At 71.5% G+C, this 24,778-nt stretch carries 23 protein-coding genes; 9 read left to right on the top strand and 14 right to left on the bottom strand.

Annotation, left to right across the window (positions count from 1 at the left end):
• From TR50_RS46935 to TR50_RS23830, 8 genes are read right to left on the bottom strand one after another with little or no spacing between them, the layout of a single operon-like run.
• Window positions 1–705 (bottom strand): histidine phosphatase family protein, encoded by a 705-nt coding sequence (locus TR50_RS46935; protein WP_052441281.1) that lies wholly within the window; start codon window positions 703–705, stop codon window positions 1–3.
• A complete protein-coding gene (locus tag TR50_RS42895; protein WP_052441280.1) occupies window positions 702–2,012 on the bottom strand; it encodes an ATP-grasp domain-containing protein in 1,311 nt (436 codons plus the stop codon). The genes TR50_RS46935 and TR50_RS42895 overlap by 4 nt, the downstream gene beginning before the upstream one ends.
• Window positions 2,013–2,072: 60 nt before the next feature.
• Window positions 2,073–2,948, bottom strand: a complete 876-nt coding sequence (locus tag TR50_RS23855; RefSeq protein WP_042425436.1) for an LLM class flavin-dependent oxidoreductase — start codon at window positions 2,946–2,948, stop codon at window positions 2,073–2,075.
• Window positions 2,939–4,012 carry a bifunctional diaminohydroxyphosphoribosylaminopyrimidine deaminase/5-amino-6-(5-phosphoribosylamino)uracil reductase RibD gene (gene ribD / locus TR50_RS23850; RefSeq protein WP_042425551.1) on the bottom strand — a complete coding sequence of 358 codons (1,074 nt, stop codon included), beginning with the start codon at window positions 4,010–4,012 and terminating at the stop codon, window positions 2,939–2,941. The genes TR50_RS23855 and ribD overlap by 10 nt, the downstream gene beginning before the upstream one ends.
• Window positions 4,013–4,050: 38 nt before the next feature.
• Window positions 4,051–4,596 carry an NADPH-dependent FMN reductase gene (locus tag TR50_RS23845; protein WP_052441279.1) on the bottom strand — a complete coding sequence of 182 codons (546 nt, stop codon included), beginning with the start codon at window positions 4,594–4,596 and terminating at the stop codon, window positions 4,051–4,053.
• A 36-nt stretch (window positions 4,597–4,632) separates the two neighbouring features.
• A complete protein-coding gene (gene ribA, locus TR50_RS23840) occupies window positions 4,633–5,298 on the bottom strand; it encodes a GTP cyclohydrolase II (protein ID WP_042425434.1) in 666 nt (221 codons plus the stop codon).
• A gap of 21 nt (window positions 5,299–5,319) precedes the next feature.
• Window positions 5,320–6,447, bottom strand: a complete 1,128-nt coding sequence (locus tag TR50_RS23835) for a peptidogalycan biosysnthesis protein (RefSeq protein WP_052441278.1) — start codon at window positions 6,445–6,447, stop codon at window positions 5,320–5,322.
• Window positions 6,444–7,679: an ATP-grasp domain-containing protein gene (locus TR50_RS23830; protein WP_152648585.1), complete on the bottom strand. Its 1,236-nt coding sequence runs from the start codon at window positions 7,677–7,679 to the stop codon at window positions 6,444–6,446. Before TR50_RS23830 ends, TR50_RS23835 begins: the two co-directional genes overlap by 4 nt.
• A gap of 1,020 nt (window positions 7,680–8,699) precedes the next feature.
• On the opposite strand from TR50_RS23830, the gene TR50_RS23825 reads away from it, so the two are divergent.
• The gene (locus TR50_RS23825; protein ID WP_042425429.1) at window positions 8,700–9,035 is read left to right on the top strand and encodes a hypothetical protein; all 336 of its coding nucleotides are present in this window, start codon (window positions 8,700–8,702) and stop codon (window positions 9,033–9,035) included.
• Here TR50_RS23825 and TR50_RS42890 read toward each other — a convergent pair.
• Window positions 9,032–12,136, bottom strand: a complete 3,105-nt coding sequence (locus TR50_RS42890) for an AfsR/SARP family transcriptional regulator (protein ID WP_052441277.1) — start codon at window positions 12,134–12,136, stop codon at window positions 9,032–9,034. The two genes, TR50_RS23825 and TR50_RS42890, sit on opposite strands and share 4 nt — an antisense overlap.
• Before the next feature lie 318 nt (window positions 12,137–12,454).
• On the opposite strand from TR50_RS42890, the gene TR50_RS23815 reads away from it, so the two are divergent.
• The 3 genes from TR50_RS23815 to TR50_RS23805 are packed head-to-tail and all read left to right on the top strand — an operon-like array spanning window position 12,455 to window position 15,014.
• Window positions 12,455–13,036: an SdpA family antimicrobial peptide system protein gene (locus TR50_RS23815; protein ID WP_042425427.1), complete on the top strand. Its 582-nt coding sequence runs from the start codon at window positions 12,455–12,457 to the stop codon at window positions 13,034–13,036.
• Window positions 13,024–13,989 carry a sporulation-delaying protein SdpB family protein gene (locus tag TR50_RS23810; RefSeq protein WP_052441276.1) on the top strand — a complete coding sequence of 322 codons (966 nt, stop codon included), beginning with the start codon at window positions 13,024–13,026 and terminating at the stop codon, window positions 13,987–13,989. The genes TR50_RS23815 and TR50_RS23810 overlap by 13 nt, the downstream gene beginning before the upstream one ends.
• Window positions 13,990–13,994: 5 nt before the next feature.
• Entirely contained in the window at window positions 13,995–15,014 is a 1,020-nt protein-coding gene (locus TR50_RS23805) for a GNAT family N-acetyltransferase (RefSeq protein WP_042425421.1), read from the top strand.
• A gap of 177 nt (window positions 15,015–15,191) precedes the next feature.
• Here the strand turns inward: TR50_RS23805 and TR50_RS23800 are convergent, their stop codons facing one another.
• Window positions 15,192–16,061 (bottom strand): NAD-dependent epimerase/dehydratase family protein, encoded by an 870-nt coding sequence (locus tag TR50_RS23800; protein WP_042425418.1) that lies wholly within the window; start codon window positions 16,059–16,061, stop codon window positions 15,192–15,194.
• Window positions 16,062–16,145: 84 nt separating this feature from the next.
• Here TR50_RS23800 and TR50_RS23795 point away from each other — a divergent pair, with 84 nt between their 5' ends.
• The 5 genes from TR50_RS23795 to TR50_RS23775 all read left to right on the top strand — a co-directional run bounded on the left by TR50_RS23795 (window position 16,146) and on the right by TR50_RS23775 (window position 20,381).
• The gene (locus TR50_RS23795; protein ID WP_042425416.1) at window positions 16,146–16,721 is read left to right on the top strand and encodes a TetR/AcrR family transcriptional regulator; all 576 of its coding nucleotides are present in this window, start codon (window positions 16,146–16,148) and stop codon (window positions 16,719–16,721) included.
• 419 nt (window positions 16,722–17,140) lie between these two features.
• A complete protein-coding gene (locus TR50_RS23790; protein ID WP_042425411.1) occupies window positions 17,141–17,647 on the top strand; it encodes a trypco2 family protein in 507 nt (168 codons plus the stop codon).
• A gap of 433 nt (window positions 17,648–18,080) precedes the next feature.
• Complete coding sequence (locus tag TR50_RS23785) at window positions 18,081–18,989, top strand: helix-turn-helix transcriptional regulator (protein WP_052441275.1); 909 nt, start codon at window positions 18,081–18,083, stop codon at window positions 18,987–18,989.
• Between the two features lie 133 nt (window positions 18,990–19,122).
• Window positions 19,123–19,404, top strand: a complete 282-nt coding sequence (locus tag TR50_RS49085; protein ID WP_052441274.1) for a helix-turn-helix domain-containing protein — start codon at window positions 19,123–19,125, stop codon at window positions 19,402–19,404.
• A gap of 56 nt (window positions 19,405–19,460) precedes the next feature.
• Window positions 19,461–20,381 carry a LysR family transcriptional regulator gene (locus tag TR50_RS23775; RefSeq protein WP_042425408.1) on the top strand — a complete coding sequence of 307 codons (921 nt, stop codon included), beginning with the start codon at window positions 19,461–19,463 and terminating at the stop codon, window positions 20,379–20,381.
• Between the two features lie 56 nt (window positions 20,382–20,437).
• On the opposite strand, the gene TR50_RS23770 is transcribed toward TR50_RS23775, so the two are convergent.
• From TR50_RS23770 to TR50_RS23755, 4 genes are read right to left on the bottom strand one after another with little or no spacing between them, the layout of a single operon-like run.
• Window positions 20,438–21,130 (bottom strand): M24 family metallopeptidase, encoded by a 693-nt coding sequence (locus tag TR50_RS23770; protein WP_042425405.1) that lies wholly within the window; start codon window positions 21,128–21,130, stop codon window positions 20,438–20,440.
• A gap of 11 nt (window positions 21,131–21,141) precedes the next feature.
• Entirely contained in the window at window positions 21,142–23,205 is a 2,064-nt protein-coding gene (locus tag TR50_RS23765; RefSeq protein ID WP_201776863.1) for a molybdopterin-containing oxidoreductase family protein, read from the bottom strand.
• Window positions 23,202–24,080: a diaminopimelate epimerase gene (gene dapF, locus TR50_RS23760; protein ID WP_042425403.1), complete on the bottom strand. Its 879-nt coding sequence runs from the start codon at window positions 24,078–24,080 to the stop codon at window positions 23,202–23,204. The genes TR50_RS23765 and dapF overlap by 4 nt, the downstream gene beginning before the upstream one ends.
• Window positions 24,077–24,766 (bottom strand): 2OG-Fe dioxygenase family protein, encoded by a 690-nt coding sequence (locus tag TR50_RS23755; protein WP_042425400.1) that lies wholly within the window; start codon window positions 24,764–24,766, stop codon window positions 24,077–24,079. Before TR50_RS23755 ends, dapF begins: the two co-directional genes overlap by 4 nt.
• Window positions 24,767–24,778 lie beyond the last annotated feature (12 nt).

Here is a 24,778-nt window from a genome sequence, read left to right as displayed (position 1 = left end):
TCAGCTGTGGTGGAGGTCGGACAAGTGGCAGGAGTCGTTGAAGACCCGGAGGGAAGCGGCGCCCCCTGCGCCGTAGCGGATCACGGAGAGGGATGCGGGGCCGAGTTCCATGCGGAACATCGCGTCGGCGGGGGCGCCGAGAGCCGAACGGACCAGTGTCTTGATCGGTCCGACATGGCTGACCACGAGGACCGTGCTTCCGCGGTGCCGGTCGAGGATCGCGTCGCGCGCCGCGAGCACGCGGGCGGCCATGGCGGCGAAGCTCTCGCCCGAGGGCGGGGGCTGCCGCTCGTTGTTCTGCCAGGCCTCGAGTTCAGCCGGCCAGCTGCGTTTCACCTCGGCGAATGTGCGCCCCTCCCACACGCCGAAGTCCGCTTCGCCCAGTCGGGCGTCGCTGTGGACGGGCAAGCCGGCCGTTGACGCGAAGGCCTCGGCGGTGGCCCGGGCCCGCCGGAGCGGGGAGCAGACCACCGCTCGCACCGGCCCCGCCGCGCCAGGCGGCGCCATCAGATGGCGGGCGGCTGCTTCGGCCTCCCGCCAGCCGCGCTCGCTGAGGCCGGGGTCCGCTCCCGAGCCGGAGAACCGCTTCTGCGGGGTGAGGGAGGTCTGGCCGTGCCGGAGCAGCAGCACGGTCGTGTAGGGTCCGTCGTTCTCGGACCAGCCGGAGTGACGCCCCGTCGAACGGCCCGTCGTGTCTTCCCTCACCGCGAGGCCCCCTTCCCGGCAGGGAGCCCCACGGCATGCGCCGTGCCCGTGGGGAACTCCGAGACGCGCCGGTCGCCGATCTCGGTGACCCCCATGGCTCGCGCGAGCCGTTGCACGGCCGTTCGCAGCTGGTCGCGCAGCTCGCCCGGCTCCGGGCCGGTGCCCAACGCCATGCCGGCCCGGTGCCACCCGGCCTCCGGGAACGGCAGGGTACGTCCTTCCCGCACGCTCTGAGAGACGGTCTCCACCCGCGGCAGACCGGCGAGCAGCGGTGCCTGCTCGGCGTAGCCGTGCACGAAGCCGCTCGCGATCAGGAAGTGGACGGCGGCGTGGCGCTCCTGAAGCGGGACTGCGGCGTCCTCGCCGTCGTCGACCGGCAGGCCGAGGGCGAGCCGTGCCTGCGCCGCGTAGGGGTTCCAGCCGCGCGACCTGAGCACCAGGTCCATGATGTGTCCGCCACCGGGCCTCGCCGCGAACTCGATGTTGACCAGCTCGCCCCCGCTGATGCGGTATTCGGCGTGCAGGAAGGCGTCTTGGATTCCGTGTGCGTCCACCAGCCGCTGCACGGCGCGCGTGCTGCGGCCGTCGAGTTCGTCGGTCGGCGACACCAGGTGGCCCCGCTCCAGGAAGAACTCCGGGCCGGCCAGCTCCTTGCGGGTCACAGCGACCCGCTTGACCCGGCCGCCCTGGACTGCGGCCTCCACGCTGATCTCGGGGCCCTCGATGTACTCCTCGGCGATGCAGCGGCCCGAGCCGCTGTAGGCGATCGCACGCTCAAAGGCGGCCGTCGCCTCCTCGGCCCGCCGGATCAGCCGTACCGAGGCGCTGCCGCCGCTGTCGACCGGCTTGATCACGACCGGCCCCTCGGCGGCCGCCAGGAACCTCAGGAAGGCTTCCGGCGAGCGCAGTTCGGCGTAGCGCGGCACCCGCAGACCGGCTCGCTCCAGCGAGGCCCGCTGCAGGTGCTTGTCCCGGGCGATGCGGGCGGCGTCGGGGCCGGCGCCCGGTAGTCCTGCCCGTTCGGCGATCAGCGGGGTCACCCCCGCGCACTCCTCGGTGAGGGTGACCACCCCGTCGTGTTCCTCGGCCAGGCGCACCAGGTGGTCGGTCAGTCCGGGGTCGTGGCGGGGGTGGTGGGGGTCGGCCCGGCGGACGTCGAGCGGGTGGAACTCGTCGCAGAGGAACTCGTAGCGGGGTTTGGAGAAGCCGTCGACCAGCGTGATCCGCAGGCCCGCGCGGATCCAGCTCGCGAACGCCGTCTGGTGGCCCTCTCCGGCGCCGAGCACGAGGAGTCGGGTGGATGCCATGGGTACTGCCTCCAAGCAGGGAACGGTCGAGCGGGTCGATGTGCGTGCGCCCCGGGGCGGCTACACGCCGGTGGTGGCGAGGTCGGTGACCCGCAGTGCCGAGGCCAGGGCGGCGAGCTGGCTGCCGTCGGCGTTGTCGAGCGGCAGGTGGACCAGGACGCGGGCCAGTCCCGCTTCGTCGTACCGCTCCAGGAGCCCGGGCAGCTGCCGGGCGCCGACCCGCACCAGGGTCAGCCGGCCGTACGGCTCGGGGGTGGGCGGCAAGTCCTGGTCGGCAGTGCTCACCGCCAAGGTGAGTTGCATGGTGCTGGGCAGGGGGACTGCCTGGGGGCAGATCGCGTGCAGCTCGGTCGGGACCCGCTGTGGCGTGACGTAGTTGGTCATCCAGCCGTCGGCCAGCCCCGTCAGTTCGCGCAGTGCCACCGGGTCGTTGGAGGCGAGCAGCAGCGGGGGTGGGCTCGCGTCCGGCGCGCACTCGAACCGCACCGTCTCGGGCAGGCTCGCCGCGCCGCGGCGCAGCAGGTCGTCCAGCACCCTCACGGCGTGGATGAAATGCCGGCGGCGCAGGTCCGGGTCCAGGCCGTAGACCTCGTTGACCGAGGTCCGGACGCCGGCGCCGACGCCCACGACGAGCCGGTTGCCCGAGAGCGTCTGCAGGGTGGCCACCGCCTGTGCCAGGGTGAGGGGCTGCCGGTAGCTCAGGCACAGCACCGCGGTGCCGACCTCGTCGAACGGCACGCCCCGGCCGAGGGCGTTGCTGAGCAGCGCGACCGGATCGAACCCGGCTCCGCGGTCGACGCCGTCGTTCTGCAGCAGGGGGATGTCCCGGACCCAGATGCCCGGGATGCCGAGGTCCGCGAGGTGGAGGATCCGGCCGACGGGGTCCGTCCAGGGGTCGTCGTACAGGGGCAGGACGAGCCCGGCTCTCATCCGCATGTGGTTGTCCTCTCGGGTGTTGCGGTGATGCGGACGTCCTGGCCGAGCACCCGTACGTCGAGCACGTCGAGCCGGATCCGGTCCGCGAGAGTCGTGATGCCGGCGTCTGCGACGGCCGACGGGCCGCCTCCCAGCAGCACGGGGGCGAGGTAGCCGACCACCTCGTCCACCAGCCCTGCCGCGAGCAGGGCCCCGGCGATCCGAGGGCCGCCTTCCACGAGCACGGAGTGGATGTCCCGGTCGTGGAGTTCCCTCAGAACGGCCGCCAGGTCGACCCCGGCCCCGGCGCCGGGCGGCACGGTGAAGCGCTCAACGTGGTCCGGGAGGTGCGCCGCCGAGGCGGGGTCGGCCAGGGCGAGCAGGGTCGGCGCGGTCCGGTCCCAGATGCGGGCGAGGGCGGGCAGGTCCTTCGCCGAGCGCGTCGGCACCACCCGGGCCGGTGCCCGGCCCGCGACACCGTGGCGCAGGCCCAGGTGGGGATCGTCGGTGCGCACCGTGCCGGGTCCCACCAGTACCGCGTCGTGCCGGGCCCGCAGTTCGTGCGCGTCCCGGCGGGACCTCGGCCCGGTGATCCAACGCGAGGTGCCGTCGGCGGCGGCTGCGCGGCCGTCCAGTGTGGCGCCGAACTTCAAGGTGACATAGGGACGGTGGTGGGTGGTGGCGTGCAGCCAGAACCGGTTGGCGCGCCGCGCCTCCGGCTCGTGCACGCCGCCGATCACCTCGACACCCGCGGCGCTCAGCTGCTCGTGGCCGCCGGCCGCGACCGGGTTGGGGTCCGCCACGGCGTAGACGACGCGTGCGATGCCGGCTTCCATCAACGCCGTGGCGCAGGGGCCGGTGCGGCCGGTGTGGGCGCAGGGCTCCAGCGTGACGACGGCCGTTCCTGCGGCGGCGGCGGCGCCCGCCCGGCGCAGCGCGACCACTTCGGCGTGGGGTCCGCCCGCTGCCTCGTGCGCGCCCTCGGCCACCGGGTTCCCCTGGCGGTCGAGGATCACGCAGCCCACCGAGGGGTTGGGGGTGGTGCGGCCCAGCCGCTCGGCGGCCAGCTGGACGGCCCGGCCCATGGCCTCCAGCTCCGCGGCGGACGCCTTCGGCGCGCCGGTCACAGGGTCACCGTCCCGCGCAGCATGTGGGCGCACCGGATCAGTTCGGCCGCGACCTGTTCGCACCGCCGGGCGATGTCGTCCGCCGGTGCGATCCCGCCGGTCGCGGTGGTGACGAAATCGTCGGGGCAGCTGGCTACCTGGGTCGGTATCAGCCACCCGCCCAGGGCCTTGGCCACGGTGCGCAGTTGCTCGCAGACGACGTTGCCGCTGCGTGGGCCGCTCCCGTGGGCGAGGACGGCGACCGCCTTGTCGTCGAAGGATCCGTCGGGGAGGTGGTCCAGGGCGGTCTTGAGGACGGCCGAGTACCCCGCGTGGTAGACGGGCGACGCGAGGACGACGGCGTCGGCGGAGGCGACGCCTTCGCGCAGGCCCGCCGCCTTGGCGGCCGTTTCCGGGCCGGGGACGGGACTGAGGCCGTAGCCCGCGAGGTCGAGGATCTCGATCTCGACGCCTGCCGCGCGCAGGGCGTCCGCGGCGACCGAGGCGAGGGCGGTGGTGGACGAGCGGGCGTTGGGGCTTCCGGTGATGAGCAGAGCTCGCATGTACGGTTCGGACTTTCTCGCGACGTGGACGGTCGGTCAGCCGGTGTGCTGCGGCACCTCGATGGCGTGGTGGGTCTTGCGCGCCTTGGTCTGCAGGTAGTGGCGGTTGTACGGGGTGACGAACACGCCGGTGGACACCCGCTCGACGACCTGGACGCCGCACTGCTGGAGCTGCCTGACCTTCTCCGGGTTGTTGGTCAGCAGGCGGATCCGGGTGACGCCGAGGGCGCTGAGCATGTCGGCCGCGACCTGGTAGTCGCGGGAGTCCGCGTTCAGGTCGAGGTGTTCGTTGGCCTCGTAGGTGTCCATGCCCTGGTCCTGCAGGACATAGGTGTCGATCTTGTTGTAGAGCCCGATGCCGCGCCCTTCCTGGCGCAGGTAGAGCAGCACTCCGCCGGCCGACTCGATCTCGGTGAGAGCCTCCTGCAGCTGGGGGCCGCAGTCGCAGCGCGCGGAGCCGAGGACGTCGCCCGTCAGGCATTCCGAGTGGACCCGGACGAGGGGCTCGGTGCTGCCGGCGTAGTCACCGAGGCCGATGGCCAGGTGCTCGCCGTGGTCGGCCAGACCGCGGAAGCTGAAGACGTCGGCCTTCAGCCACTGTCCGAGCGGCGTCTTGAGCGGAACGTGCACCCGCGCCCGGACTTCCGGACCGGCCTGGATCTCGTCGGCCTGGACGGGGCGTGCGTTGTCGACAACAGTCATGGGGTGATCTCCTGAGAATCGTCAGTTGAAAGGGAGTGAAGGGGCGTGGTCGCCCAGTTCGGCCCGCCAGGTTTCGGCGAGCCGGTGGTTCGCTGCGACGACCACGTCGTCGTCGGCGGCGTGGGAGGGGTCGTTCGGCACCGCCCACAGGGGGCTGAGCCGTGCGCCGCGCCTGGACTTGGCCTGGGCGGTCCCCTTGCCCAGGTGCATGCGCCGCAGGTTGCTCGATCGGTAGGCGTGCTCGATCGGCTGGTAGCAGCTGAGCGCGAAGTACTCGGCTGCGCCGGCGAGCCGGTCGTAGTCGAAGCCCGTGGCGCGCAGCCAGACGGTTCCTGCGAAGTCGTAGGTGAGGGCGAAGCCCACCATCCGGTCGTCCCGGAAGCAGCCCAGGACGGTGCCGCTGTCCGCCAGCCCGTCGGCCTGGCGGCGCAGCAGTTGTCGCAGTGGTTCGGGTTCGGCCGGGTGGCCGTACTTGCCCTGCAACTGAGCCAGCAGGTCACCGGCTTGCGACCAGCACTGCGACAGCTTCAGCCGGCGCAGGTCGTACGCGGCCGCCCCGAAGCTGCTGAGCTCCTTGCGGATGGCGTACTGGCGGCGGGCCGGGAAGGCGCCGAGGTAGTCGTCGAAGCCGTTGCCCGGCAGGCTGACGGCCGCGTCCGTCCCTTGGAGCTGCGGGACGCGGGCACCGGTCGCGGTGGCGAGGGCGGCGGCGACGTCGTCGTGCACGTACAGCCACCACGCCTGGTCCGCTTCCCATTCCCGGGCGACCTGGGCCACCGCGTCCACCAGCAGCCGCAGGCAGTCCTCCCGGGCGGCCGTGTCGAGGTCGGGGTGGAGCAGCGGTGCGTTGCGGTAGCCGCGCCGGGCTCCGGCGATCAGCAGCCGGTCCGCCGGGCGGACGCCGGTCAGGACCTGGTCGGGGCGGTAGCCGGCGTTCGGCTCCTGGTGGACCAGGTACACCGGTGCGGCGCCGACCAGCCGGGAGGCCTCGTCGGTGACCAGCACGTATCCGGCGGTCGCGGTGACGCTGTCCTCCTCGTGCCTCAGCCATCGGTGGCTGAGGTAGAAGCCGGCCTCCGCGACGGCGGCCAGCCGGTCCCACGCGGCGGCGGGGACGTCATCCAGGCTGGAGGCCAGGGAGACCTTCACGCGGCGCCCGCCCGTCGCCGGGCCGGTGCGTCCCCGAATTCGCTCTGGAGCCCCAGCGCCGTCTCGGCGAGGTCGAGGTGGGAGGTGAGCGGGATGCCGCAGGTGCGCTCCAGGAAGCCCGCCACCGCGGCGAGGCCGTCGATGTCGCGCGCCCGCACGAAGCCGCGCGAGCGCAGCCCTTCGACGGCCGGGTGCACCCAGCCGTCGGCCTCTGCGACGGACGCCAACGCGCGGGAGGCGCGTTCGTCGTCGGGGAGCAGGAACTCGGCAGCCAGCAGCGGCTCGCGGTCCCCCGACAGGTCCCGCTCGGCCAGGGCGCACTCGACGGAGGAGTAGCCCCGGCTCGTCCAGTGCAGCAGCGTCGCCCAGGACGTACGCGGGTTGCACTCCAGGACGACGATGTCACCGTCGTCCGTGCAGATCAGGTCGAAGTCGGCGATCCCCTGATAGTCCGCCTCGCGGAGCACGGCCTGCGCGGCGTGCACGAGCGCGGCCGGCGGTGCTCCGGCCGGCGCGATCCTGGGCCGGTAGAGCGGATGGCGTTCGTCGTCCGTGCGTCCCTTGACGCTCCAGCCGGTCGCACGGCAACTGCCGTCCGCGAAGCGCACCAGTTCCAGCGAGCACTCGATGCCGGGAACGAACGCCTCGATCACCAGGTGGGTGCCGCACTTCGCGGCGAGCGCCGCGGCGGCGGCGACGGCCTCACTGCCGCTGCCTGCCCGCGCCTGCTCGTGGCCGGCCCAGGCCAGGGCTCCCTTGAGGACAACTCCGCGTGGCGAGTCGTCGGCCAGCCGCCGGATCGCCGCCGTCGGTGCCGGCGCCGTCGGACGCCACACCAGACCGGGCGCGGTCGACACACCGGCCCGGGCGGCCAGCTCACGGGTGGCTGCCTTGTCCAACAGCAGCCGCACGGCCGACGCGTCGTAGCGCTGTGCCGCCTCGGCCAGCAGCGCGGCCCGCAGGGTCGCCGAGTCGGGATCGGAGGTGATGACCACACCGCCTTCGCCCGTGTCCGACACGCTCAGCAGTGCGGCGCCGACGGCCTCGGCTTCCTGCGGCGTCAGCCAGTGGCCGGTGACGCCGATGTCCTCCCATTCCTTTTCCAGATCCCGATCCTCGGGGGCGACCACGAGGACGTTCGCACCGGCCGCCTTGGCCGTCAGAACCGCCGAACGCCACAGCGGGCCGCCAAGCCTTCGGGGGTTCCCGAACCTGATCAAGGTATTACTCATCGTTCATCGACCTGATCTCCGCTTTTCGTTCCAGCCGGCGCAGTGAGGTTGCTGTTCCGGGTCGGAACAACGCGATTGCGGGGCGCGCCGGAGCCCCGGGAGTCGAATGGCAGCCCGTCCGGGCGGGAATTCACAGGACAGCCGACCGATCCGTGAGCCCGGCCGCGGAAGGACTGGACGGCCGGCCGGGGCCGGTCGAAGGGCAGGTCGAGCTGCTAGGGCGCCCCGTCGAGCCGGTCCCGCCAGAAGTCGACGCGCCTCCACCAGCTTTTCCCTCGACAGCAGTTCGCGCTGCCGCACCGCGTGGTTCGTCGAGGAACCGCTGCTGCTGCGGGTACGAGACCGGATGCGCTTCCCGGCGGTCAACCCTTCGCACCGTCGGTACAGGACCATCGCCCCTGAACATCCAAGTCACCCCCGTCGGGCCCCGAAGAGATCGCTGTCGGCGGCGGTTCCGGAGCCGGTCGCCAGTGCGAAATCCCCGGTCACCCCGCCGGTATTCGAGTATCCGTACGGGCCTCATCGGCCGGGTACTCTGCCGCAACCCGCCGCCGGTAGCGCGGGAGTAGGGCCGCGGGAGGCGCCACGCCTAACGTCGCCGGCAACTCCGCGCCGACCGGCGTGCCCTGCCGTCGATTCGTGCACACCGAATCGGCCTGCCTTCCCACGAAGGGGAATTGATTATGAGAGTGCGGCGCTCCAGCGACCTCCGGTTCCAGGCGGTCAGGACGCGGACACGGATCCGCGGCCTGCGCGAGAGCCGCGTCCACCGGGGGAACGGGCTGGCGGACGCCAGGCTCGTCCGGTTCCTGACGGGCCTGGCGAACGGGCCGCCGTCGACGCGGCAGCCGCGCTGCCGGCCGGGGCCGCCGACATCACGCCGCAGGCCGCCCGGCGCGAGGTCCTGTGCCAGGTCGCGCGCGGGCTGCTGGCCGACGAGGCCACCCCGGAACAGCTCGACACTGTCTCGGCGGCTCCCGGTGGGAGAAGTACGGCTGGCGGGACGCCTTCGGCTTCCAGGTGCTCTCGGACGCCAAAGAACGCCTCGACTACGCGACCTCGGAGGGCGCCCACCGCGACGTCGGAATGATGCGCGACCACCACTCCGAGCGGACGGCCCCGCCCGTCCACCTGCCTCAGGTGAGCGAGTCGATCATCGCCCTGCCGCCGCCGGCGCGCGCCCTCGGCACCTCACTGGACGCTGTGCTCGCGCCCGACGGCCCCCTCCCCGTACGGGAGGAGGCGATGGACGCCCAGGACCGCTCGACCTTCCTCGCTCTCCCCCTTCAACGCCCGTGTCTGGGCCGGGAGGTCGCCGACTGGTGCGGAAGCATCCTGCGGCTGACCCGCCTCTAGGCCGACCCCAGACAGCGGTTGCACCGGACGCCCGGGGAGGAGAGGTCGACCAGGTGGACCCGGGGGTTCTCGGCCTCCGCGGCCTCGGCGGGGTAGGTCGAGGCCGCGACCTCGAACCGGCGGGCCGCCTCCGGCAGGTCCTCGCGGTACAGCGCGATGTGCGCGGAGCCCTCCAGCGCCCTCGCCTCGCAGGACCGCAACCCGCTCTCCCGGGAGAGAGTGACGGCATGGCGGAAGGTCGCCTCGGCGCTGTCCAGGTCCCCCACGGCGAGGTACGCCTCACCGAGCCCGTTCAGCGCATAGCACTCGGCCTCCAGCAGCTTGTGCTCGCGGGCGATGCGCAGGGCGGTGCGACCGGTCTCGAAGGAGCGCGGGACATCACCGAGCGCGCGGTACGCCTCGCAGAGGATGGCCTGTGCCTCGGCGGCCAGGTGCACCTGGTTCTCGCCGTCCGCCGTCACCAGCGCCCGGTCCAGGTAGTCGATCGCCTCGCTGGAGCGCCGCTCCCGAACGAGCAGGACCCCGATGTTCACCAGGGTGGACGCCTCCGCCGTGCTGCCGCCGGCGACCCCGTGGTCGTCCAGCACCTGGGAGAAGTACGCGAAGCTCTCCTGGCCGCGGCCCAGCTCCCGGCAGGCCACCCCGAGGTTGTTCCGCAGGATCGCGCTCAACTGCTGGTCGGAGCGGGCCTCGGCGATGGCCAGGGCCGAGCGGAAGGACTCGTACGCCTCGCCGAAGTGCTCGTCGTTGATCTCGATGACGCCCAGCTCGGTGAGCTGGTACATCTCGGTGTTGCGGTCGTTCCTGCGCCTGCTGATCGCGATGCCGGCCTCCAGCGCCGCTCGGGCCTCCGTGCTGCGGCCCCGCTGCCGCAGGGCTCCGGCGAGACCTATCAGGATCAGCGCCTCGCCGCGCTCGTCCCCGGCCGATCGGGCGGCGACGACGGCGTCTTCGAAGAGCTTGAGCGCGGCACCCGCGTAGTTGGTCCGCCGCAGGAACGGCTGGACGGTGCAGACCAGTTGCCACGCCGTGTCGGGCGGGCCTTCGCTGAGCGCCGTCCGGGCGGCCTCGACGAGGTTGACGGACTCCCCCGCGAGCAGTTCGACGGCCTCGGCGGCCGAGGAGGGCACGGGGATGCCCGGCCCGGGGCGGGCGTCGGTCGGTTCCCTACGGAACGGGCCCGTCGCCAGCGGGGCGCACCAGGTCGCGGCGGTCCGCAGGTAGTGGTCGAAGAGGCGGGCGAGCGCCTCCTTCCTGTCCTCCTCGCCGTCGTGTTGCGCGCACATCTGCGAGGCGTAGTCACGGACCAGGTCGTGGAAGTGGTAGCGGTCCGGCTGCTCCTGGAGGACGAGGTTGTCGTCGAAGAGCGACTCGAGGATCTCCTCGGCCCGGTCGATCGGCATATCCGCGAGGGCCGCGGCGACGGGCGGGGTGAAGTTGGGGCCCGGCTGGAGACTCAGGAGCCGGAAGAGCCGGCGGTGCTCCTCCGAGAGGGACCGGTACGACATGGAGATGACGGCCGACACGCTCCGGTCGCCGAAGTCGAGGAACCTCGCTCGCTTCTTCTGGTCGCTGAGCTGCTGGATCAGGTAGGGCATGGTCCAGCTCGTCCGCTCGCGGAAGCGGCCGGCGGCGATCCGTACGGCCAGCGGCAACCGCCCGCAGAGCTCGACGAGTTCGGCGACCCGGGCCTCGGCGTCCTCCTCCGCGGCCAGCCGCTGCGGCCCGACGATGTGCAGGAAGAGCGCGACCGCGTCGGCCTGCGGCATCAGGTCGAGCGACAGCGGTACGACGCCCTCCAGGGCGGGCATCCGGCGGCGGCTGGTGATCAGGACGAGCGGGCCGTGCGTCCCGGGCAGCAGCGGCCGGACCTGCTCCACGCCGAGCGCGTTGTCGAGCAGAACCAGCGCTCGTCTGTCGGCCATGGCGCTGCGCCAGGTGGCGGTGCGGTCCTCCAGGCTGGGCGGGATCAGCTCGTCCGGCAGTCCGCACTGGCGCAGCAGGTGGCCGAGGGCCTCCTCCGGGCTGAGGGGCTCGACCCCGGCGGTGAACCCCCGCAGGTCGACGAAGTACTGCCCGTCGGGGTAGTCGGCCGAGACGGTGTGGGCGAAGTGCACGGCGAGAGCGGTCTTGCCGATGCCGCCCATCCCGTTGATCGCCGAGATGACGAGGGACACCGATTCCGTCTGCCGGCTGTCCTCCATGAGCTGGAGGATCTCGTCCTGACGCCCGGAGAACTCGCGGGAGTCGTGCGGGAGGAACCGTCGCGTGGTCGGCACGGCCGGACCAGCGGGCTCCGCGCTTGCCGGGGCGGCCTGGGGCGGCGGGGCCGAGGGCCGTTCCACCGCGGCGGACTCGACCACCGGCAGCCCGCGCAGGATGCGCTCGTGCAAGGCCTTGAGCTCGTCGCTCGGGTCCAGCCCGAACTCCTCGACGAGGACCCGCCTGCCCTCCTCGTACACCTCCAGGGCGTCGGCCTGGCGGCCGGTGGAGTGCAGCGCGGCCATCAGCGTCGCGCGCAGCGACTGCCGCGAGGGGTGCGAGGCGACGAGCTCGGTGAGTTCGCCCACGACCCGTGCGCTCTCGCCCAGCTGGACGCGCAGATCCATCAGCGACTCGGTCGTGGCGAGGTATTCCTCCGAGAGCCGGGTGGCGACGTTCTCGAAGTACTCGCCGCCGAGCCCGGTCAGTGCCGACCCCCGCCACAGCGCCTGCGCCCCGGTGAGCAGCGAGACCGCCGTCCCCGGCTCGCCCTCGGCCACCGCCTGGTCGGCCTCCCGTACGGCGGCGCGGTAGCGGGTGAGGTCCAGCCGGTCGCTGTCGACGACGATCCGGTAGCCGAGCTGGCTGGTGACCAGGTCGATCCCCTCCGCCGGCGCCATGGCGCGGCGCAGCGTCGCCACCGTGTTGTGGATCTGCTGGCGCGCCGACTGCGGTGCCGACTCCCACATCACGTCGACCAGCCGGTCCATCCGGACGACGCTGTTGGCGTTCAGCAGCATCACGGCGAGCAGTCGGTGCGAACGCAGCCCCCCGAGAGGCAGCAGGTCTCCGGCCACCTCGACCTCCAGCGGCCCCAGCAGCCGAACGTCGAGATCCATCCCGCACCCCCATGTTGTGCTCGGTACGTCCTGAGGACGCCGTTACCGCCTGGCGCTGTCGCTCCTGGCTGCGGGACCAGGAGTGCGCTGACCAGCGCAAGGTTAGCTCACCGGTAGGTGATCGGTAGCGGCGTCCGGTAGGTTCGGATCCGTTGGCCACCAAGGCTGACAAAGAAACGAATAACGACTCAAGTCGGGGGAAAAGATGCGATTCGCATTCATAGGGGCACTGGTCGCCCTACTGCTGGTGGGCTTGGTCGCGACCCAGGCGGATGCCCGCGTGCCCAGGCCGAACAACCTGAGCTGCACCTCCTGCTAGTGACGGCGCAACGGGGCACGGCCACCGCGTCGCGGAGCGCCCAGGGGTTCTTTTTCACGGCCGCCCTGCTCCTGGTGATGCTGCTGGCCTCGTCCACCCAGCTGGTCCCGGCCCGGCTACTGCCGGGCTGGCTTCAGGCCGAGCGGGAATCGACGAGGGTGGTGTGGCCCCAGGGTTGGAGCTTCTTCGCCGAGCAGCCGACGACGCAGACCAGCGTGGCGCTGTTCGTGGGGGACGACGGTCGGCTGACCGCCGCTCCTCAGCTGCAGATGGCGCCGTCCACGGACTGGGGGCTGAGTCGCTCGGCGTACGCCCGGTACGTCGAACTGGCCAACCTCACCGGCCAGATCGCCGTCGGCGACTGGCTGGACTGCTCGGCGCTCACCCCGGCCGACTGCCGGGCCGCGGCGCTGCGCGCTCCCGTGGTTCGCACCGTCAACCACACCGCCCGTCCGTCCATCTGCGGCCACGTCCTGCTCTCGGTGCAGACCCCGGTCCGCTGGACGGCGAACACCCGTCTTTGGCAAGCCGATTGGAAGATCCTGCGGATTGTGGACGGTGAGATCGCATGCAACGGCTGAAGGACCGTGTCCTCACGTCGGCCGCGGACTTCGATCCGCGGACCATGCCGCTGGCGCTCACCCGGTCGATCCTGGCTGTCTCCGAACTGATCAGCATCGGGTTCACGCCCGACCACGACCTGTTCACCTACCAACCCGGCCTGCCCGAGGGCATGCGCTGCTACGGCGCCCGCGAGCTGTCGTTGTGGTGCGTCGCCGGCCCGGGCTCGGGCGGACTGCTCGTCAGCCGGCTCCTCGCGACGGCCGTCCTCGTCCTCGTGGCGATCGGGTACCGCCCGAAGTGGACGTGCGTGCCGCACTGGTTCGTCGCCTGGAGCCTGGGCCAGAGCATGACGATGGCCAGCGGCGCCGAGGAGGCCGCGCTCGCCGCGACCATGCTGATCATCCCGTTCCTGCTGGGCGACGGGCGGACCTGGCACTGGACCCGGCCGGGCGAGCCGCTGGCCCCGGTGTGGGCGGGCAGTTCGTACGCCGCCTGGTGGGCGATCCGCTGCCAGATCGCCGTCATCTACTTCACTGCGAGCATCTCGAAGCTGACCACGGCGGGGTGGCGCAGCGGCCAGGCCATGTTCACCGTCCTGGTGGACCCGTTCTACGGGCTCCCGTCCGGCCTGCGGCAGCCGCTCGAACCGCTGCTGACCTCCGACCCCGCCGTCAGACTGCTCACCTGGGGCGTACTCGTCGTGGAGCTGTTGATCGCCGTGGGCGCTCTGCTGCCGCGTCGGGTCCGCCGTACCGCGTTCTGCCTGACGGTCCTGCTGCACGGCGGGATCATGGTCGCGATGGGGCTGGTCAGCTTCGGGCTCGTCATGATCGCGCTGGTGCTCCTGCTGCTCGTCGGCGAGCCCGGCGGGCCTGCTCCGGTGAGCACCTCCGACAAGCTCGCGCCCGCGTCCCTCGAGTTCGAGCCGCCGGCGCGGGACGCCCCTACCGAGATCCTGGAGATCCGTTGACCCCGGTGACCGTCGACGTTCAGCCACTCGACCCGGCCAGTGCCTCCGAGCGCGTCCTCTCCGACTACTTCACGATGCGGGCCGCCTGCGTGGCGGCGGACACGCCCGAGGACCCACCGCTGACCTACGAGACCTCGATCGGCCGGCTTCGCACGCCGCCGCTGGAGGACGGGCTGTGCCGCTTCTGGGTCGGCCACGTGGACGGCCGTCTGGCCGGTTCCCTCAAACTCGCGCTCCCCGAGGGCGAGAACACGGGCATCGCGAGCATCGAGATCAACGTGCATCCCGAACTGCGCTGCCGCGGCACCGGGACCGAGCTGCTCCGCTTCGCGATGCGCGAGGTGCGGGAGACCGGGCGCGGCACCGTCCTCGGCTTCCCGATGAAGCCCGGCTCGGCCGGCCTGCGGTGGGCGACGAACCTCGGCTTCGAGGTGACCCACAGCATGGTGCTGCAGGTTCTGCTCACCGCCACGACTCCCGCCGGCCTCTGGGAGGCTCCGGCCGCCGAGGGCTACCGCCTGGTCCACTGGACCGGCGCCACCCCCGACCACCTCGTCGACTCCTACGCCCTGGCCCGACAGGCCATCCAGGACGCCCCGATGGGGCGACTGAGCTACCGCGAGACCGTGTGGACCCCCGAGCGGGTCCGGGAGACCGACCGCGAACTGGTGGACGCCGGCACGGAACAACGCGTCGTCGCCGCCGTCCATGAGGCGACGGACGAAGTCGTCGGCACCCACGTCATCCACAACTTCCCGCACCGCCCCGAGGTCGGCTACGTCCACGACACCTCGGTGCTCGCCGCCCACCGCGGCCACGGGCTCGGCCTGGCCGTCAAGGCCTCCATGATGCGCCGACTCGCCGAGGAGCGCCCGGACCTCGAACGGATCTGCACCACCACGGCCACGACCAACAGCCACATGATCGCCATCAACCACGCCCTCGGCTACCAGACGGCCCGCACCCTGAACTGGGTCGAGACCCCGACCGAGCGCCTCGCCGCGAACCTGACCGCCCTCCTTTAGGGGCCGCCCCGTGCGCGGAGTAGGCGCCCTGGCAGCCGCGGGCCCGGATCTCCTTGAACAGCTGGCGCGTTCCGGGCGTGTCCGGTCCTCGGGTCGGCGCGGTCGCGCCAAGTCTCCCGTCAGCTGGATCCCAGAAGGCTGCGGCCGGTTCACCGCCAAGACCCGCCTGACGTTCTTTCAGCGATCGAAGTAGAAGCCCGCGTCGAGGTCGGTGTGCAGGGTGGGGTGGGTCGGTTCCCAGCCGAGCAGTTCGCGGGTCGCTTCGTTCGGCATCTTGACGTCGATGCCGATGAAGGGGAAGGCCTTGAAGTGCTCGGCTGCCTGCTCCGGCGACATGCTGACCGCCTGGACGCCCAGGTGGCGGGCGACGGACTCGGCGATGGTGCGGACCGGGACGCCGGCCTCGGTGGCGCCGGTGACCTGCGAGCCGGCCGGGGCCTTCTCCACTGCGAGTGCCCAGACGCGGGCGACGTCGAGGGTGTGACCCGCGGCCCAGGTGTTGGCGCCGTCGCCGATGTAGCCGGCGACGCCTGTCTGGCGGGCGATCCGGAGGTACTGCGGGATGAAGCCGTTCCGGTCGCGCTCGCTGTGCGTCACGTTCGGGACCGCGACCAGGACCGTGCGCACGCCGCGCTCGGCGTACCCGTGGATGGCGAGCGCGACCCTGGCGCGGGGGTTCCGGTGGTTCACGAGGTCCTCGACGCGGCCCATGCCGATGCCGAGGAAGGCTTTGCCGGTGCCGACGAGTTCGCCGCAGATCGCGTGGACGACCTCCTCGTCCTGCGCGGCGACCTCGGCAAAGCGGCCGGACGCGATGCCCTCGTGCTGGAAGCCGAGGTGGACGACCGCGTCGGCGTTGCGGGCGGCCTCGCACAGGCCGTCGAGGTCGGTCAGGTTCCCCCGGTGGGCCTCGGCACCCATGGCCCTGACGGTCGCGGCCGCCTCGTCGGAACGGGCGAGGCCGACGACGTCGTGACCTGCGTGGATGAGCTCAGGAACAACGGCGGAGCCGATGTGGCCGCTGGCGCCGGTGACGAAGACACGCATGAGGATCTCCCCAGAAGTGATGTTACTCGGTAACATCACGCTAGCACGGTGAGGTTACCGAGTAACATCACTTAGGATGGCCCCATGGCTCGATGGGAACCGAACGCACGGGAACGACTGGTCCGCGCCGCGGTCGAACTGTTCGCGGAGCAGGGATACGAGGCGACGACGGTCAACGAGATCGCCGAGCGGGCCGGGGGGCTGACCAAGACCACGTTCTTCCGGCACTTCTCTGACAAGCGCGAGGTGCTGTTCGCCGGGCAGGAGATCCACGGCCGGATCATGGCCGAGGTGATCGCCGAGGCGCCTGAATCGGCCACGCCCCTGGAGACGGTCGGTCTGGCGTTGGACGGACTCGCAAGCTCGTTCACGGAGGAGCGGCGGGACATCGGGCGGCGGCTTCGGGCAGTGATCGCGAACAGCGCGGAGCTGCAGGAGCGGTCCGCTTCCAAGCGGGCGGCGCTCTCCGGGGCGATCGCGCAGGCGCTTCGCACGCGCGGCATCTCGGAACTCGTCGCCGATCTGGCGGCCGAACTGGGCGCACGTGCGTTCTACGGCGCGTTCGACCGGTGGACGTCCACGGCGGATTCGCGGACTCTTGTCGATTACGTGCGGGAGATGTTCGGCGAGTTGAAGACGGCTGCGTCCGTGCTCCAATAGGCCCCCGCCGGGACGTGGCGCTCTCGCGAGCGTGCCGACGCCTGATCAGGTCACGCTGCCGGCGCAGAACTGTATCCGCACCCACCAACAACCGAACCCGACTCGGCGCCTTCCGCGGCAGCCCCGACAGCAACGCTGCCAAGAACGCCCGATCCTCCGGGCGGAATCCCGGACGCTCACCACCAGGCTCCGCTGCAAGACCGTCAACTGGTGGCGCAGGGGCCGAATCTCGAGATCCTTCTCGCGGTCGCTCATCGCCGGCAGGCGTATGGCCTCGCCGTGTGCCGACGCCCTGTAACGCGCAGCCCTTCACCGGACGCTGAGCCCACACGAACCGGCGCGGTCGGCCCACCCCCAAGGCACCGCGCCGGTTCGTCATGTCCGTGACCGCACCCCTGCGCACCGATCGAGGAGCCACGATGGAAGTCAGCAGCGAGAGCGTCACCGTCCGCAGCCTCGTCGATACGGTCCAAGCCTCGATCTGCCAGGTCCAGGGCGCTGAGAAGCCGCGGCCCGGCGCGTTGGTGGTGACGTCGGCCGAGGTGGAACTGCATGTCGTGATGGACGCCGCCCTCGGCGGCGGGCTCGACGTGCGGGTGCCGGTGATCGGGGCGCACCTGCGGATCGGTGGGCGACGGGTCCGGCACCGGATGCACACCGTGCGCGTTGCGCTCCTGCCCGGGAGCGGCGCGAGTGGCGGCCTCGCTCACGGCGCCGGCGACGAGGAGTTGGTCCTGGCGCTGCGCGCGGTCAGGGATCTGATGGACCCGAACCCCCAGGCCGCACACGCGTGGTCGGTGTCGGACGGAACGGTGCAGGTGTCGTTCGCGGTCACCGAGCAGGGGTCGATCTCGGTCGGACTCGACAGCGACCGCAGCGACGAACACGTCCACAGCCTCCGGCTCGAACTGCGGCCTGCCTCGTGACCCTCCCCGACGAATTCCGGCCGGGATTCCTCGCCCGAACGGCCGAAAACGACGCACCGTGCACGCACTCACGAGGGCACTCCCGGGAGGAGACCGCCCGACGGCCCTCGCGGGCAACGCGGACGCCCTTCCTCACGCCCCGTCATGAGCTGGGAACTTCAGGGGAACCAGGGCAGTTCAGCTCCTGTCTCTGTCTGTGACCTTGTACTGACACCTTGCCTGGTGGCAGCCCCCGCAAGGGAAGTTAACAAAGCCAACAGAGTCCGACTACGCTCGATCCCCCCGACTGCAAGGAGTGAATGTGGCCGTCACGCCCAACCGCCAAGCCCTTGGCAACAGAGCCTCCCGGGGCTCACGGCTCGTCTCCGGCGTGGCGCTCACCGACGGATCGCCGGTTCGGGCGTCGTGCGGTCCGGGTGGGAGGGGATAGTCGATGCGGGAGAACAGCGAGTCGACCACGCGCGAGGCGCTGGCCGACTTCCTGCGGCGTCGACGTGACGCCCTGTCACCGACAGCGGTGGGGCTGGAGGCCGGGCAGCGGCGCCGGACGCCGGGCCTGCGCCGGGACGAGGTGGCGCGCCTGGCGAACATCTCCACGACCTACTACGAACGCCTGGAGCAGGGCCGCGGGCCGCAACCCTCGACGGCCATACTGGCCGGGCTGGCCCGGGCGTTGCGGCTGGACGCGGACGAGCGCGCCTACCTCTTCCTGCTGGCCGGGCGTGCGGAGCGCGCGGTGGCGCAGCCCGACGACGCCGTCGATCCGGAGCTGCTGTCGGTCATGCACGCCGTGACCGCGACGTCCCCGGCCTTCGTCGTGGACGACCTCGCCACGGTCGTGGCGCAGAACGCGTTGCACACCACGCTGTTCGGCCGGGTCGCCGGTCTGCCCGGCTGGGAGGGCAACATGCTGTGGTGCTGGTTCTGTTCGGGCCGCTGGCGGCGGACGGTGCTCAACTCGGCGGAGCAGCAGGAGGCCATCAGCCGCAACTACGTCGCCTACCTGCGCGTCATCGTGGCCGAGCGCGGCTACGACGCGGCCGCGGCGGCGCTGGTGGCCGATCTGCGCACGGCGAGCGCCGAGTTCTCGCGGATGTGGGACAACCACCAGATCTCCCGGGAGCCTTCTCCGATCGTGAGCGTGCTGGACGAACGGGTGGGCCGCCTGGACTTCGACTACGCCCCGATGATGATGAGTTCACGGTCGCGGCAGCGGCTGTTCCTGCTGCAGGCGCTCCCCGGCACGCCCACGCAGCAGCGGCTCACCAGGCTCTCAAACGTGCCGGGCGATCCCGTATCCACGTATCGATCGTGCGTGGCTGAGTCCGGCGATCGACCGTAGCGTTTTGCCTGGAACCAGGACCAATCCGACCCGGTTCAGATTTCGCCGACCGCAGACACTCCGTTCCCTTGTTTGTCATGGCGAAGCCATCTCCGCATTCGACCAGGATGACAATCTCAGATTGGTTCGAGTAGTGCACCACGATTTCGAGCAAGCGCACCAGAACCGCGACGACACACTGATCGCCCTGCTGGCCGCAGGCCACACCGATGCCAGCGCCGCCCGGCGCCTGGGCGTCAGCCGCCGCACCGTGACCAACATGATCCGCTCCATGATGGACGGGTTAGGCATCAACAACCGCTTCCAGCTCGGCATCGCCGTCGGTGCCCGCAGCCGTTCCTGCGCCAGGTGCCCGGCGCCGCGACACCCTGTCCGGCCCGTGGACGTGCGCGAACCCGCCCTTCATGAAAGCTAGTTCTGGGGTTTCGGGGGATGTTCCAGGCTGCCTGCCGAACGCGAAAGTGAAACCGTATGAGTACAGAACGAACAATCATCTCCCGCAACCTCGACGTGAACCAGCTGCGAACGCTGACCACGATCGTGGAGACGGGGAGTTTTCGACGGGCCGCGGACGTGCTGGCGCTGACCCAGCCCGCCGTGAGCTACCACATCCGCCGGCTCGAGGCGGTCCTGCGCGGCCCGGTCTTCGTCAGGACCCGGGGCCGACTCGAACTCAGCGACGCCGGAGAGGAACTGCTCTTCTACGCCCGGAAGATGCTCACCGTCAACGACGAGGCGATGGCCCGGCTGACGGCCCCGAGGGAAGGCGCGCGACTCACCATCGGCGTCTCCGAGCAGTTGGAGGACGTCCTCCAGGACCTGCTCGTCGGCCTCACCCGCGCTCTTCCCCGGGTCACGCTGACCGCGCGGATCGGGGCCAGTGAGCAGATCGCCGCACGGACGGCCGAGCAGGAGACCGACATCGCCGTCATCATCGGCCGCCCCCGCGCCGAACGCAGCCGGCCGCTCGGATCGCTCCGGCTGGCCTGGTACGCGCACGAGACCGCTCGTCTGGCCGCCGGCCGTTCCATTCCGATGGTGCTGGCCGCCGGGCCGTGCAACACGCGCGCGCACATCGTCAGCACCCTCGACCGTCAGGGGGTTCCGTGGCACGTCGCGTACGAGGGCCCCGACCTCGCTGGGCTGCGGGCGGCCACCCGGGCGGGACTCGGCGTCATCGGTCTGCTCGCCAACAGCGGCGAGAAGTGGAACCTGACTCCGGTCCCCGGAGGAATGCTGCCGTTCCGTCCCGGGCGGGTGCCGGTGTCCTTCGTCCACGCGCCGGGCACCCCGGCTCACGTGGTGGAGACGGCCTTCTCCGTCGCCCAAGCAGCCCTCCGTCAGTTCCCGTTGGTCGATGAGCCCGGTCAGGCCCCCTCAGAGGCGGCCTGACCGAGCGAGCGTGACACCGGTTCGCACGGCCGCCGCGAAACCGCGGCGGCCGTACCTCAGCCGAGGTCCAGCAACTGCTCGTGGAAGCCGCCGAATCCCCTGGAGCGGTCGACGAGGTGGATCTCCAGAATCCAGTGGCACAGCCGCCCGGTCCGGTCGGGACGGCGCATCGGCTCGTCGCTGCCGGCGGTGATGTAGCACTCGACGTCGTCGCCGTTGATCCGCTCGTGCGGGAACTCCCCGACCAGGTGTCCGGCGTGGGTGGCGCCGACCTCCCAGCCCGCCTCCTGCGCCAGCCGCCGGATCTCGGCGAACAACTGCGCACCGGTGATGTCCGGGTGGGCGCGGAAGTAGCGGCGGCCCGCCTCGAAGACGACGGCCAGATCGTCGCGGAGGCGATGCTTCGCCGGGTCGGTTCCGAGCACGTAGGTGCGGCCGAAGTCGGCCTCCCACTGCTCCAGGAGCGGACCGAAGTCGCAGAAGACGATGTCGTCCTCGGCGATCAGCCGGTCCGGGGGGTTCACCCGGTAGGGGTGCAGGGTGTTCGGGCCCGCGCGCACGATGCGCTTGTGCCAGTAGCTCTCGATGCCGAACATCTCGCGCGCCAGGTCCCGGATCTCATCGCTCAGCTCCCGCTCACCCTTCCCGGCGGCGACCAGCTCTCGGCGCCCGATCTCCTCGAACAGTTCCTCCGCCCTGCCCTGCGCCTCAAGGAGCAGCGCCGCGCGCCTTGCCTCGTTGTCGTCCATCCTCGCCCTCGCTACTCGGCCGCCGACACCTCGACGCGGTTGTCGTGGTAGACGGCGCCACCGCCCATGTCGGAGTCCCGCTCGGCCACGGTGGCGTTGACGCCCGCCTGGTTTCCGGTGAGCTTCGACCACCAGCCCTTGGCGGTGCGGGCCACCCCGGGCCGCACCGCGTCGCTCACCTTCAGCTGCGCGGTGAAGGCGCCCCGGTCGTTGAAGATCCGCACCTGCTGTCCCTCGACCAGTCCCCGGGAGGCGGCGTCGGCGGGATGCAACTCCACGAAGGGCGCGCCGGCCCGCCGTACCAGCGACTCCTTGTTCGCGAACGTGGTGTTGAGGAAGAAGTGCGAGGCCGACGAGATCAGCACCAGCGGCAGCCGACGGGCCAGCTCCGGATCGGCGGCCTCCTTGGGCGGCGTGTATCCGGTGAGCGGGTCGTACCCGTCCGCGGCCGCCGTCTCGGACACGAACTCGAGCTTTCCCGACGGCGTGGGAAAGCCGTCCGCGAACGGCACGAAGGGGCTCGGGTAGTTGAGCCGGACGTAGCCCTCCCGGCGCAGCCGGTCCAGGTCGACTCCCTCCAGCGACGGGTGGCCGCTGGACAGCAGTTGCCGGGCGAGGTCCTCGTCGGAGTCGAACAGGCTCGGATCCGTGAGGCCGAGCCGGTCCGCGAGCCGACGGAACGTCTCGGTGGTCGACAGGCACTCGCCGGGAGGGGCGGTCGCGGGCTCGTTCCAGGTGATGTACATGTGCCCGTACCCGTCGAGCAGGTCCGCGTGCTCGGTCTGCATCGTGGCGGGCAGCACGATGTCCGCGTAGTCCACCGTGTCGGTGCGGAAGTGCTCCAGGACCACGGTGAAGAGGTCCTCGCGCAGCAGCCCGGCCCGCACCTGGCTCTGGCCGCCCACCGCCGTGGCCGGATTGGCCCCGTAGACGAACAGCGCCTTGACCGGTGGGTCGTCGACCGTGGTGAGCGCCTCGCCGAGGCGGGTCATCGAGAGGCTTCGCACCGGCCCGGAGAGCATGTCGTCACGGAAGAGGGCCTCGCGGTCGCCGCCGAAGTAGCCGTCCGTCGAGTAGGCCAGACCGCCGCCCGGGAGCTTCCAGTCACCGGTCACTCCCGGCAGCGCCGCCAGCGTACGCAGCGCCATGCCGCCCCCGGCGTGCCGCTGGATTCCCTGCGCCGCCTTCATCCCGGTGGGCCGGGTGACGGCCAGACGCCGCCCGAGCCGCTCGACCGTCTCCACCGGCAGCCCGCAGATCTCCGCGGTGCGCTCCGGCGTGAACTGCTCGATGCGTGCCCGGAACTCGGGCCACCCCACCGTCCGCTCGGCCAGATACGCGCGGTCCTCCGCGCCGAGCGAGAGCACGACGTTGAGCAGCCCGAGAGCGAGCGCCGCGTCCGTGCCCGGGTTGAGCGGCACGTGCTCGTCCGCCAGCCGGGCCGTCTTGGTCAGGACCGGGTCGATGGCCACGACGTGGGCCCCGGAGCGCTGCGCCTCCGCCAGCACCTTCCACAGGTGGTGGCTCGTGGTGAGCGTGTTGCAGCCCCACAGCAGGATCAACCGGGAGTGGCGCAGGTCCTCCGGGTCGATGCCGCGGCTGGTGCCGAGCGTGTAGCCGGTGCCCACCAGGCCCGCGACCGAGCAGATCGTCATGTCGTGGCGGGACGCGCCCAGGCTGTTCCACAGCCGGCTGCCGGCGCGCCCCTGCAGGCCCTGCAGGTAGCCCAGGTTCCCGGTTCCCTGGTACGGCCAGACCGCCTGCCCGCCGTACCGGTCGATCACGTCGGTGAGGCGGTCGGCGATCTCGTCGAGCGCCTCGTCCCAGCTGACGCGTTCGAACCGGCCCTCGCCCTTGCGCCCGGTCCTGCGCAGGGGGTGCGTCAGACGGTCGGGCGCCCGCGTGTGCTCCAGGTACTGGTTCACCTTCACGCACAGGGTCCCGCGCGTGTACGGGTGGTCCGGAGTTCCGCGCAGCCGTACCGCGACGCCGTCCTCGACCTCGACCTGCCAGGAACACCCGTCCGGGCAGTCCAGCGGGCAGCCTCCGGGCAGGATCGTCAGAGCACGGTTCACCGGGGCCGCCCCGGGACCAGGCGCGTCAGGAACTCGTCCGCCAGGGTCACCCGGCCGACGCGGGAACTGGCTCCGGAGAGCAGCACCCGCTCGTCCTGCGTGATCTCCACGGCCACGGTGCCGCCGGGCATGACCACGGTCACCGTGGGCTCGGTGAGGCCCAGCCGGTAGGCGGCGCACGCGGCGGCGCAGGCGCCGCTGCCGGAGGCGGGGGCGTATCCGACGCCCCGCTCCCAGATCTGGATCCGCAGGGTTCGCCGGTCCTCGACGGTCAGCAGCTCGGCGTTGGGCCGCTCCGCGAAGCCGGCGAAACCGACGATCCCCGGGCCGAGCCGGGCGGCGAGCTCGGGCGTCGCGTCGTCGACCAGGGCGACGAGGTGCGGCACGCCGTTGTGGACCGCCGTCGCCCTCACCGTGGTGCCCGGCTCGATCTCGAGCGGCGCGCCGATCAGCTCCGGCCCGTCGGACAGAGCGGGACTGTGATGGGTCCACGGGCCCAGGTCGATGGTGCTGGCCGCGGTGACCGGAGTGCCGAGCAGCACCCTGACGTCCCCGCCGGGGGTGCGCAGCGTGATCTCGTCGCGGTCCGTGCGGCCGTGCTCGCGAAGGTAGCGGGCGAAGATCCGCAAGCCGTTCGCGCTGCGGACGCACTCGGAGCCGTCGGCGTTGAAAACCCGTACCTCGAAGGCGTCCTGCGCGTCCGCCGCCGGATTCGCGGCCGGGAGGGGACCGTAGAGCACTCCGTCCGCCCCGACGCCGGTGCGCCGGTCGCACAGCGCCCGGGTGGCCCCGGCGTCAGGCGCGAGCGCGCCGAGCGCCGGGTCGGCGACGAGGTAGTCGTTGCCGAGGATGTGGTACTTCAGGAGCGTGGTCATCCGCGGCCCTCACCGATGGCGTCCTCCTCGAAGGCGTCGCCGTACCAGCGCTCGTTCCAGCGCGAGAAGGACACCACCGTGATGTCGCGGTGGCCCTCCTCCTCGACCGGGACGATGTCGGTCACGTAGTGCCACAGGGCACGGTCGTCGAACGCGATGGCCTGCCCGGCCGGCAGGGTCGCGGTGAAGATCGGCGTCTCCTTGTCGTCCGCCGCGCGCAGCGTCAGCTCGGCGCCGGTGATACCGGCGCGGTTGTAGACGGAGATCACCACGAACTCGTGGCCGTCCTGGTGCACGCCTTCCGGGACGACGACGCCCTGCAGCTCCTTGTTGGCGATGACCCGGTACTGGTGGACGTTGATCTGCCAGACGTCGTCCTCGGGCAGCGGGATCTGGGCGCACGCCTCGCGGATGTGCTCGACCAGGTCCACCTCGATCGGCTGGTAGTGCCGCCGGATGCCGCCCGCGATGGGGTTGAACTTGGAGTAGGTGACGTACGGGCGGTGCGGAAGCCGCTCGAACTCCCAATCCCCGTCGCGGTGTTCGAGACGGTACTGGGAGAAGCGGCGCCAGCGGTTGCCGTTGCCGATGTACTCGTCGAAGGCGAGGTCGTCGAAGCTCTTCAGCACGTCCTCACCGGTCTCGGGGAGGTCGAAGATCTGGAAGCCCTGCGCGTTGAGCGTCACGGTCGATGCCTT

The sequence above is a fragment of the Streptacidiphilus anmyonensis genome, assembly GCF_000787855.1.
Taxonomy (GTDB): Bacteria; Actinomycetota; Actinomycetes; order Streptomycetales; family Streptomycetaceae; genus Streptacidiphilus; species Streptacidiphilus anmyonensis.
Note: the sequence above shows the minus strand (reverse complement) of the source record. Positions and strands in the feature narration are given on the sequence as shown.